We start from the raw sequence: 11,738 nt of genomic DNA on the forward strand, positions 1-11,738 counted from the left end.
GTAGATTAAAACATGAGGCATTGTTAATATAACTCACAAAGCAATTTACAACTTAATAAGCAAGTTAAAGCTTAGACACTTATTATTTTTCAAAGCTAGACAATATAAATACAAAAAAGAAGGTGACTCTAAACAAGTTAAGATAAAGGATAGAGCGAGTATTTCTGAAAGACCTAGCAGTGCTAATAGAAAAAATCTTTATCACTTTGAAGGTGACACTATTGTTGGTAAAGACCATAAAGGTGCTATTGTAACAATGGTCGATAGAGCTAGCAGATTTACTATTTTAGCCAAGTCTATAGATAGAACAGCTAATTCAATCAATAGAATATTGTACAAAGTATCTAATGGTCATAAAATATTAACAGCTACATTTGATAATGGTAAAGAGTTTGCTAAACATAAGAAGCAAACTAGCAAGACTGGCATCAAAGTATTCTTTGCTGATCCATACAGTCCTTGGCAAAGAGGTACTAATGAAAACATGAATAGGTATATCAGACAATTTATACCTAAAGGTACTAACTTTAACAATATATCTCATCAATACATTAGAAAGTTACAGATAGACTTGAATAATAGACCTAAGAAATGTTTAAATTACTTGACACCTAATGAAGTACATTTTGGTATCTCTATAAACATTGAGAATACTATCTAGCAAGTTAAATCATTTAGTTTAGTAAATTTACTAATTAAAATTCCTAAAACTATTGGTAAGATAACTATTATTGCCATTGTTTCAAACATACCAAACCAGTCTAACTCAATACTTTTTGCAAAGAAAAAATAGATGATCAATGGCATAACTATTGGTGCTAACAATGTTGTTAAGAAAGTTAAACTAACAGTAAGTGAAATATTTGCTCTAGCTAATAAAGCCATAACTCCTGAAGCTGTGCCTCCTGGACAAGCGCCAACAATAACTAAACCTATCAATGCGGTTAAGCTCAACCCAAAGAGCTTACCAATTATAAAAGCTGCTATTGATGTAACAGTTAATTTCAAAAACAATATAACCAGTAGCTTTCCCTTGAGGTTAGCGACTTTTACAAAATCTTTTGGTTGTAGATGAAGTCCAATTACCAACATAATAGTAGCCAATAAATAAGTAATATATGGCTTCAATGGTATAAATATGTAAGGTACTGATACAGCTAAAAGAACTCCTAGTATCACTATAATTGCAAAATATTTTTGGATAAAGTTCATTTTTGAAGTTATTACCTAATTTTTTCAAACCATTTTATATACTAATTAAAGATAAAAATAGATTTACATCTTTTATAACATCGAAAATAAGAAATAGGCTTGGAGAACGTTAATTGAATATTTTCAGATAAGATTTATTTTTTATTTTTTGCTCTCCGACATCTTTCAGAGCAGTATTTTACTTCATCCCATACTTTTGCCCATTTCTTACGCCAATTAAATGGTAAACCACATACTACACAAACCTTCGTAGGCAAATGCTGTTTTTTCATATACCTAATTCCTCAAGAAACTTTTTACTATCTTGTCTAATTAGTTCTTTCTTCTCATTAGTCATCTTTTCATAAGATTTATAAATCATTGCCAAACGAGGATTATTAGCTAGCTTTGATTTATTTCTAGCTAAGAAATCCCAATATAAGTAATTAAATGGACAAGCATCACTTCCATTTTTCTTACTGATTTTATAACCACAATTATCACAGTAATTAGACATTTTTTTGATATAGCTACCACTTGCCGCATAAGGCTTACTTGCCAAGCATCCACCATCAGCAAAAAGCACCATTCCAGATACATTTGGTAGTTCCACCCACTCATAAGCATCGGCATATACCAACAAATACCATTCATTGACATACTTAGGATCAAACCCCTGCTAATAATGCAAAATTACCAAGCACCATTAGTCTTTGAATATGGTGCGCATAGGCATTTTGTTTAGTTTCTTTAACACATTGATGCAGACAATTTATCTTAGTATCGGCATCCCAATAAAAGCTTGGCAATTTACGCGTAGCTTCAAGGTAGTTCATATCGCGATAGTCTGGCATTTTCAACCAATAAACATCTCGCACAAACTCTCGCCAACCAAGAATTTGACGGATAAAACCCTCAACAGCATTTAAAGGAGCATTGCCATTATAATATGCTTTTTCAGCAGCCTTGATACATTCCATAGGTAACAGTAAGCCCATTATTGATATACATAGAAATATGAGAGTGATACATCCATGCCTGCCCCTCAAGCATAGCATCTTGATAATCTCCAAAATCACTAAGTCTTTCTTTAACAAATAAATCTAGTGCTTCGAGCGCCTGCTCTCTAGTAACAGCATAATTAAATGGCTCGATATCACCAAAATTATTAGCGAATGTTTTCTCGACTAACTTAATTACTCGCTTAGTTATATCATCTGCTGTACTTTTATATGGTTTTGGGATTTGAATATCAGAACTTGGTGTTTTACGGTTTTGACTATTATAATTCCACTGTCCACCTTCTGGCTTACCATCATTATCAAGCAAAATATTATGTTTGGTACACATATAACGATAGAAATATTCCATGCGTATTTGCTTGTAGTTTTTTGACCACTTTACAAACTCATCAATTGTTGCTAAGAATCTATCATCTGTGCGTATTTCAACATCTATTGAAAAATCTTTTTGCCAACTTTGGATATCTTTTAATACTCGATATTCACCTGGCTCTGTGACAATAAGCTTTTGTAAGCCAAGTTTTTCAATAACTTTTTGAACTTCACTATAAAATGAACCAGTATTCTTTGGATCATCTAATTTTGTATAACAAACTTTATAGCCTAATTTATGCAACTGCAGTGCAAAATGGCGCATTGCTGAGAAAATATACACTAGCTTCTTTTTATGATGCTTAACATAACTAGCCTCTTGCATCACTTCACACATCATTTACTCTATTACAATCTCTCAAGCTAGAAATACTTTGTGAAAGTTGATCTCCTAGAATTAATCGTAAGGTTCTCATTAGAAAAGCTCTCCTTGAATATTCTCTACCTTTTGTTGTTTAGATTTGATTTTTCTGGGCGTTTTCCTACTAGCGTGTTTTTTGACAATATTTTTAGTTTCTTGACTATTCTTTGAGTCTTTTCTAATCTTATAAATATTATCCGCAGCAAATTTCCGTGCTTGTTTCTCATCAATGATTGGATCTGGATAATCTACAGCATTATGTTTTTCTAACCATGGTGTATGGATATATTCATCAGTTACATTTTCTAGCTCAGGTACCCATCTTCTAATAAACTCACCATTAGGATCTTGGTCAACGCTTTGCTTAATAGGGTTTATAAATACGGATACTATTAATACCTGTAGTCCCAGATTGCATTTGTACTTGTGAGTAATGAATACCTGGTTCATAATCAGTAAATAATCTTGCCAAATATAGCGATGTAACACGCCAATCCAACCACAAATGGTAGCTTGCAAAACTCATAAGCATTGCACGCATACGAAAATTTAACCATCCTGTTGCAATCAAGGCTCGCATACACGCATCTATCATTGGATAACCAGTATTACCACTTTCCATGCCTCAAAATATTGCTGATTTAGCGGCTCTGTGCGTAGTTGATCATAAGCTGAATGCAAATTTTCATATTCAATACTTGGTTGATCCTCTAACTTCTGCATAAAATGACAATGCCAGCGCAGGCGCGATAAAAATGAACGCATTGCGCTTAACCATTTTGTTTTATTTTTTATACTACTAGCTTTGATTTCATTTTTACGCTGATTAGCAAGTTGATATACTTCTTTTATCGATATAACTCCAAAAGCTATATATGGCGATAATCTCGAACAGCTTCTAAAAGCTGTCAGAGGTGAAGACATCTCTTTAGTATAACCACAACCTCTTTGATATAAGAAACTATCAAGGATTCTAAGTGCGCGAACTCGACCACCTTTTTGCCGTTTATAGCAATTATCATACTCTAGACCAAGACTTCCAGCAGTAGGTATTTTAGTTTGATTTTCACAAATAAATTTAAGTTTATTAGGTGCTTCAACGATCTTCTCGCTCATGCGTTTATGCCATAACAAAGCCCTGTTATCTCTATCAGCTAAACAACGAATTACACCATTCTGATATGGTTGATACCATGCAATATTGTTTTGCTCAAAAAACTTCTCAAGCTTAATATCACGTTGATATGTCCAGTCATTCCAAGTTTCTTGATGCGACCAAACATCCTTGATATGATATTTTTGTATTAGCTGCTCAAAAACCTCTACAGCATCACCAATCATTAAGATTAAAGGTTGTCCTAATCTCGTAAGTTCAGTATTTAACTCTTCTAAACATTCTGATAAGAACAAATATTGCCTATGACTCATATCAAGCTGTTGCCAAAGCTCAGGCTCAATTATATATATTGGTAAAACATCTCCTTTTGTAGCTGCCTGTGTTAATACCAAATTATCATATATATGTAAATCACGCTTAAACCAGACTACTTGCATTTGTATAATTTAGCTTTTTGTGATGTTTTGCAACTCTTCCTGATACTCTTTTGCGCCAAAGTCTAAAGCTACTCGGCTTAAGATTATTTTGCATGATTTTTATAACTTGTGGCTCTGACAATCCAGTTATATTTTTGATTGAATCAAATGATGTTTTATCACACCAAGCCATTTCTATAATTTTACTGGCTGTTATACTCTTATCACTCATAAAATACCTCTCAAGACGTTAACTATGGAATAATCTCTTTACCGTCCCATGCGAAACATTTACCACTATCATCGGCTTTTAAGCCATCTAGAACTTCAATTAGTTTACTAGCTGAATACTCAGATGTGAAAAGCTTACCCTCAGCTACTCTAGCTTGGAAAGGCTTAGAAAGATGACTATCCACAGTCCCTGGATGCAACCCAAGTATTATAGCACTTGGATTTACACGCTTAGTTTCGATACTTGCTGTTTTGATAAACATATTTAAAGCAGCCTTTGAAGCTCTATAAGCATACCAACCACCAAGCTGATTATCAGAAATACTACCAACTCTTGCAGAAATAGCTGCAAATACAGACTTAGTATCTTTAGCTAACTTGGGTATAAAATGCTTTGCGACCAAAGCCGGAAATATTGTATTTGCTTTAAAGAGCTCAATAAATTTGTCAGCAGATAATTCTTTTAAGGATTTTTCTGGTTTTATCTCGGAAGTATGTAGTATACCAGTAGCTACAAAAACCAGATTAATAGCTCCTGACTTATCATAAACATATTTTGCTGCTTTTTCGATTGTTGATTCATCAGTATAATCAATATATTCATAAACTACACCTTCTACACAATCAACTACTTTAGCACGTGAAAACGCATATATATTTGCATTAGGATATAACTGTCTTAGTCTTTTAATTACAGCATGACCTATAGCACCAGAGGCACCTATAACAACTAAATTACCACTCATAGCACTCTCCCAAAATCATGCTCTAGTACTACAAGTATACAAATAAGATTATGGATTTTTTATACAGATAAATGAATATTAAGAAAGTTTAATATACAGAAACTAATCAGCTATCAGATCATACTCAGTCGACTCTGTAATCTCGACGGTTGCAAATTCACCTACTTTTAGATTTCTTTCTAGCGCATCGCCGATAATTACTTGTCCATCTACTTCTGGAGCATCATATTTAGTACGACCAATCGCATAGTTTTCGTCTTTATTTATGACATCTATGATTACTTGCTGTTCTGTTCCAACAAATCGTTGTAATTTATCGGCGCTTATTTGTACTTGTAACCCCATAAATTCATCTAAACGCTGTTGTTTGACCTCTTCAGAAATAAGATTATCAAACTGGTTAGCCTTTGCGCCCTCTACTTCAGAATACTTAAAGCAACCGACTCTATCAAGCTGAGCTTTTTCAGCAAAATCTAATAAGTGCTCAAAGTCAGCTTCTGTCTCACCTGGGAATCCCACTATAAATGTACTACGAATAGTTATATCCGGACATATATCACGCCACTTATTGATTCTATCAAGAGTTTTTTGCGTATGAGCTGGGCGCTTCATTCTTTTTAGAACCTCAGGAGATGAATGTTGTAAAGGCACATCTAAATAAGGAAGTATCTTCCCTTGTGCCATAAGAGGTACTATTTTATCAACATGCGGGTATGGATAAACATAGTGTAATCTTGTCCACATATCTAATTCTCCAAGAGCAGTAGCAAGATCTAAAATATTACTTTGATATTCTTTATTATTCCAAATACCGGACTTATATTTAATATCGACACCATACGCAGAAGTATCTTGTGATATTACAAGTAGCTCTTTAACACCAGCATTTTTAAGCTTTTCAGCTTCTTTCATGATATTATTGAGCGACTTTTTAGCTTACCACGAATATCTGGAATAATACAAAAAGTGCAAGTGTTGTTACACCCTTCTGATATTTTCAAGTACGAATAATGTCTTGGTGTAAGCTTAATACCTTGTGGTGGTACTAAAGATACAAAATCATTTGCAAATATCGGAGCATGAGTATGCACCGCTTCTATCAAGTTCTCATAATCTTGAGGCCCTGTAATACTTAGAACTTCTGGATGTTTTTCTTTGATAAGATCTGCCTTATTTCCCAGACATCCTGTTACTAAAACCTTGCCATTCTCAGCTATTGCTTCACCAATGACTTCCAAAGACTCATCAATAGCAGAGTTTAGAAAACCATAAGTATTAACTATAACCATATCAGCATTATCATAGCTATCAACTAAATCATAACCTTCAGCCTTTAACTTAGTTATTATACGCTCAGAATCAACAAGGTTTTTTGGACAACCAAGACTCACAAAACCAATTTTAGGAATTTTAATCATAATATTTAATTCAAACAAAAAATTATGCGACTATTGTAGAACAATTTGAGATAAAAAAATAGTTAAAGATAAAATTACAAATCGAGATGAAAGGTTATTAATTAGTTTGAAGAATTACTCTCATCACATTTCACACCGAAATCAATTTCCGTTCTTCTATCTAAGTAGAAAGCTTTTTCAGATGCTTTATATGAACACGTATCATTAACACCATCTGTACAGAACTCATCATAGAACTGAGTTAGTTCTGCCGCTGGTTTTAATTTACCATAGCTTACAACACAGATTTGATCTTTATTTACATTTTTACCTAATAAGTAGTTGTATACTGCTTCAGCACGCTTTTGTCCTAGGTTAAAGTTATATTTCTCGCTACCTCTAGGGTCAGTATTACCTGATAATTTGATTGGTTGATCTGAATGCGCTATTAGATAGTCTGCTGTCTTATCTAAGCATTCTTTAGCATCATCAGTAATATTATAACTATCAAAACCAAAGTATACTGATCTACAGTTAATATCCATTAGCTCTTTTTTCATTTGCTCAACTTGATCTGAGCTCATATTATCAGAACCATATATTTGCGAAGACATCTCTAAAGCTTGTGAACTATCAACACCAGCATACTTATCTTTGATTAAATCACTATTATCTGGTCTAGTGCTTGAGCAACTCGCCAACATAAGCATAGAACTTACAACAGTTATACTCACAATACTTTTTTTCAGCATATTTAACTCCTGTTTTTAGCTATTTTCAAAACTTGAAACCTCATAATTACCACCATCATCTGCATAGCCAGTATAACTTGATCCATAATTTTAACCACTTTTAAGCGTACTAATAAAACCAGGACCACTTGTTTCATTCAAAGATGAACCATCTAAGCTACCATTTGCATTAGCTTGTAAAGGAGGTCCTTTATACCACGTACAACTTGTAATTAATAAAGCTAAAGCTAAAACAAAATAATTTTTAACCAAAACTCTCATACAAGCTCCTTAAAAGTTTTTGGGTGACCAGCTTGGGGACTGAATTAAAATATTACCATTATTAGCTGTGTCAACATTAAAATGATTGTCTCCATCTAATGATACCATATCTAATGAACTATAACCTCTAGAGTTTGTAGATATATACGCAATCATATTGCCAAATGGAGATACTGTAGGTGAACTATCTGATTTACCATTTGTAATATTTGTTACACTTCCATTAGCTAAACTAAAATCTGCTATCTGAGTACCACTTGATCTAGACTGGTTCATGAATATAATATCTTTACCATCTGGAGTATAATTTGGCTCATAGCCTTGATATATCCTACTACTTAGTTTAGATGATTGAGGATATCTTGAGTTAACCGGCGCAACATAAATATTTGGACGCCCATCTCTATCAGATGTAAATACTATACTCTGACCATTTGGTGAGAATTTTGGAGCTGTATTTATACCATTTATAGTTATTCTCTTTAAGGCTTTAGTAGCTAAATTTAATATATAGATATTAGTTTGATCAGAATAACCTTTAGATAAAGCTAAAGCAATTTCTTTGCCATTAGGAGAGAATGATGGAGAACTATTGATCTCTTTAAAATTAGTTATCCTAGTAACTTTTCCTGTAGCTATCTCTAAAGTGTACACACCCATACTACCGCCACTATAGCTTGAATAAACTATATATCTTCCATCATTTGACCATGATGGTGTAGCTATAGGATTATCACTTTGTCTAAGAACTGTATGTTTGTTATAACCATCATAATCAGATATTACAAGCTCATAAATTCTGCCATATCTAGCATAAGGATTACTTACTTGTACGTATGCTAACTTTGTCAAGAAGAAGCCTTGCTCTCCAGTAATTTTTTGATATGCATAATTAGCAATCTTATGTGCTAAAGGTCTCACTAGAGATGTACTTATATTTTTATATGTTATTGATCTGATATAACTTGTATCATTTCTCTTATATATCTGTACTTCAACAGTGTAGCTATTATTTGAATCTTTTGTATATTTTGTTAAAACAACATAATCAGACTTCAAACTCTTCCAAGGTATATTCTGACTTTGATTAATTTCATACTTAATAGGATCTTCGCCTTGTAGCTTACCATTATGGTTAAGATCTGAAACTATTATAGAATTTACTTGTTGAGGAAATTGATCTACAACATTATTACTTATCACCGTTACTAACGGTTTTTGAATAACGCCTGTTGTCACCTCAGCGACTAAGTCTGCATATAGACTAGATATTAAAAAAACAAATATCGAAAAGCCTGTAATGATTTTTCTCATATTATTCCTCATTAACTTTGTTTAAATATAAAGCTTATATTTTCTGTTTGTATTGTTCTTCTTGCAATAGGATTTGACGCCTCTGGTGGAGTTGTATTTTTAATAGCATCTATAAGCGACTGATCACAACTATAATCACCTGAAGTTCCTGTGAGTTTAATAAACTCTCCATTTCTGATTATTGCTCTTGGTAAATCATATATACCTCTACAATCATCTTTAATCCAGTTTGAGCCAACTCTATCAGTATATTCTGTAACATACTTGCTAACAGCTAAATCTGCCTGATTTTTTGCCGCCTCGCGCTTAGCTGATGCAATAGCTTCTGCTCTTGCTTTGGCCAATCTCTCTTGACGAGCTTTTTCTTCTGCTTCTTGTTTAGCTCTCAGCTCTTGTTCTTTTTTATGTTTTGCCTCTTCTTGAGCCTTTTTCTTAGCTTCTTCTATAGCTTTTATTTTTGCTTCTAACTTTGCTTTTTTCTCAGCTTCAGCTTGTTCTTTTAGTTTTTGCTGATGTTTTATAAGGGCCTGTTTTTTTGCTTGCTTAATATCTTCTCTAGCTTGTTTTAATTCTTGCTGGTGATTTTCGTAAGCAGAAATTTGTTTGTCTAACTCACTACTACTTATTGATGTTGCTTGAATAATCTGAAGTTTCTTAGGTGTATTCTCAACCTGCGCACTCAAAGCTGCCTGACTAGTTTCAAACTTAAGATCACTTATAAAGGCTAGCGTATATAGCAAAATTACAATACCAATATGTACAAGTATTGCCTTTACCAAGAATGGATTTTCATCGACTGTTTTTTTACAGAAACTAATAATTTTTTGATAATTAAGATTTGCCATCTTCAGTGACTAACCCCACTTTATCTACACCAGCTCTTTGAATAAAAGCCATAGCTTTTACTACCTCGCCATAACTTGCACTACTATCACCTCGTACGTATACAGGCTTACCAGGAGATTGCTGAGATAAGCTAACAACCGCATTTGTAAGATCTCTAGCACTTAGTGGTGCTTTTGGATCACTAACTCCTTGATTAACAAAATACTCTCCATCCCTGTTGACAGTAACAACAATAGGCTTACTATCGTTAGAAGGTATTTTCTCAGACTGAGCTTTAGGTAAATCAACCTTTACACCTTGTGTTAATATAGGTGTTGTAATCATAAAAATAACCAAAAGCACCAACATTACATCAATATACGGTACTACATTGATTTGTACCATTGGTCTTTTTTTTCTAAAAAATCTTTTGTTTCTCTTTTTCATATTAAAAAGCCTTTATTTAAAAGCTTTCTTGATGTTGCTGTTGAACTTCATCTCTATGCGCTTCCTTCAAAAGTAATATACATAGATCATCTTGGAATGATTCATAACCTGACAAAACATCATCAACCTGATTAGACAATCTACTATGCCCGATAACGGCAGGAATTGCCACAAAAAGACCAAGTGCTGTAGCAATCAATGCTTCTGCGATATGAGGAGCAACTATAGAAATTGTAGCCTGTTCTACACCACCAAGTGTATTAAATGACGACATAATACCCCAAACAGTACCAACTAGTCCAATATATGGAGATACAGCACCTATCGTAGCCAAAGCTGGCAACTTTCTATCTAGCTCTTTCGCCTCTTGAGCTATAGCTATACTTACTGTTCTTTCCATACCTTCTAGAATAGTATCGCCTCTTAGTATCCCAGTATCTTTAAGATTATTAAATTCTCTTAAACCTGAGCAAAATATTATTGATTTACCAAAGATGTTTTCTTTATGCTGAAGATAGTAGTCATACAATTTTTGTATATGATGTCCTGCCCAGAACAACTTATCAAACTGGACCTGTTCATTACGATATTTTTTTACACGATTGTTAACTTCAAACATAATAGCCCAAGAGTAAACAGACATGGCCACTAAGCCTAACATAATAAGCTGAACTATAAAGTTAGCATGTAAAATTAATTGAATTAGAGAAATAGAATTATCCATAAATATTCCTGACAGATTTTATATTTGCATATATTTTCGCGCGTGTTGTTGCTAATTATACGTAAACTAATATAAATTATAAACCATTTAATGCATCTAAATTAAATGCTAGATTGTATTCTGAAAGTTTTAAATAGTTGAAAGAGAGTTCCAAATATAGTTTATTAGGTTTTGACGAAACTAAAATAAACGATAAGGAACTAAAAAATGCCAAAGCACTTAACTCTTTCAAATAGATATTGCATAGAAGAATTACTTAAATTAGGATACCAAACATCTCAAATAGCCAATAAAATTGGCTATAGTGAAAGAGCTATAAAAAAGGAACTTAATCGCACTAGTATAAATAGTGACTATAATGCTGAGATAGCACAGAAGCTATATCAAAGCCGCAGAACTTCAAATAATCATAAGCTATCCTGTAAAGTTAAAAAGCTAATAATAGCTTTGTTAAAAAAGAAGATATCTCCGGAACTTATTTGTGGTAGATTAAAACATGAGGGCATTGTTAATATAACTCACAAAGCAATTTAAAGCTTAGACACTTATTATTTTTCAAAGC

At 33.1% G+C, this 11,738-nt stretch carries 8 protein-coding genes and 7 pseudogenes; 2 read left to right on the forward strand and 13 right to left on the reverse strand.

The window, feature by feature from the left end; all coding sequences use genetic code 11:
- Positions 1-16: 16 nt before the first annotated feature.
- Positions 17-661 (forward strand): annotated as a pseudogene (locus F8C69_RS05500) (IS30 family transposase); the annotation flags it as partial.
- Between the two features lie 2 nt (positions 662-663).
- On the opposite strand, the pseudogene F8C69_RS05505 reads toward F8C69_RS05500, so the two are convergent.
- The 13 genes and pseudogenes from F8C69_RS05505 to tolQ form a co-directional block, all read right to left on the reverse strand.
- A pseudogene (locus tag F8C69_RS05505) lies at positions 664-1,212 on the reverse strand (bile acid:sodium symporter family protein); the annotation flags it as partial.
- Between the two features lie 134 nt (positions 1,213-1,346).
- Positions 1,347-1,484: a DUF2256 domain-containing protein gene (locus F8C69_RS05510; RefSeq protein ID WP_159184488.1), complete on the reverse strand. Its 138-nt coding sequence runs from the start codon at positions 1,482-1,484 to the stop codon at positions 1,347-1,349.
- Positions 1,481-3,001 (reverse strand): annotated as a pseudogene (locus F8C69_RS05515) (cryptochrome/photolyase family protein). The gene F8C69_RS05510 and the pseudogene F8C69_RS05515 overlap by 4 nt, the downstream one beginning before the upstream one ends.
- Positions 3,001-4,500: pseudogene (locus tag F8C69_RS05520) on the reverse strand (FAD-binding domain-containing protein). Before F8C69_RS05520 ends, F8C69_RS05515 begins: the two co-directional pseudogenes overlap by 1 nt.
- The gene (locus F8C69_RS05525; RefSeq protein ID WP_159184489.1) at positions 4,481-4,711 is read right to left on the reverse strand and encodes a TIGR03643 family protein; all 231 of its coding nucleotides are present in this window, start codon (positions 4,709-4,711) and stop codon (positions 4,481-4,483) included. Before F8C69_RS05525 ends, F8C69_RS05520 begins: the two are co-directional and overlap by 20 nt.
- 22 nt (positions 4,712-4,733) lie before the next feature.
- Positions 4,734-5,456 (reverse strand): SDR family NAD(P)-dependent oxidoreductase, encoded by a 723-nt coding sequence (locus F8C69_RS05530; protein ID WP_159184490.1) that lies wholly within the window; start codon positions 5,454-5,456, stop codon positions 4,734-4,736.
- Between the two features lie 102 nt (positions 5,457-5,558).
- Positions 5,559-6,874 (reverse strand): annotated as a pseudogene (gene rimO / locus F8C69_RS05535) (30S ribosomal protein S12 methylthiotransferase RimO).
- Positions 6,875-6,975: 101 nt separating this feature from the next.
- Positions 6,976-7,605: an OmpA family protein gene (locus F8C69_RS05540; RefSeq protein WP_159184491.1), complete on the reverse strand. Its 630-nt coding sequence runs from the start codon at positions 7,603-7,605 to the stop codon at positions 6,976-6,978.
- 15 nt (positions 7,606-7,620) lie between these two features.
- Positions 7,621-7,866: pseudogene (locus F8C69_RS05545) on the reverse strand (hypothetical protein).
- 9 nt (positions 7,867-7,875) lie between these two features.
- Complete coding sequence (locus tag F8C69_RS05550) at positions 7,876-9,180, reverse strand: PD40 domain-containing protein (RefSeq protein ID WP_192189640.1); 1,305 nt, start codon at positions 9,178-9,180, stop codon at positions 7,876-7,878.
- A gap of 11 nt (positions 9,181-9,191) precedes the next feature.
- Entirely contained in the window at positions 9,192-10,025 is an 834-nt protein-coding gene (gene tolA, locus F8C69_RS05555; protein ID WP_159184493.1) for a cell envelope integrity protein TolA, read from the reverse strand.
- Positions 10,012-10,452, reverse strand: coding sequence for a protein TolR (tolR, locus tag F8C69_RS05560; protein WP_159184494.1), 441 nt, complete (start codon positions 10,450-10,452; stop codon positions 10,012-10,014). The genes tolA and tolR overlap by 14 nt, the downstream gene beginning before the upstream one ends.
- Positions 10,453-10,468: 16 nt before the next feature.
- Positions 10,469-11,176: a protein TolQ gene (gene tolQ, locus F8C69_RS05565; protein ID WP_159184495.1), complete on the reverse strand. Its 708-nt coding sequence runs from the start codon at positions 11,174-11,176 to the stop codon at positions 10,469-10,471.
- 207 nt (positions 11,177-11,383) lie between these two features.
- Between tolQ and F8C69_RS05570 the strand changes: the two are divergent.
- Positions 11,384-11,707 (forward strand): annotated as a pseudogene (locus tag F8C69_RS05570) (helix-turn-helix domain-containing protein); the annotation flags it as partial.
- Between the last annotated feature and the right edge of the window lie 31 nt (positions 11,708-11,738).

The sequence above is a fragment of the Francisella noatunensis subsp. noatunensis genome (assembly GCF_009823375.1).
In the GTDB taxonomy this organism is placed as follows: Bacteria; Pseudomonadota; Gammaproteobacteria; order Francisellales; family Francisellaceae; genus Francisella; species Francisella noatunensis.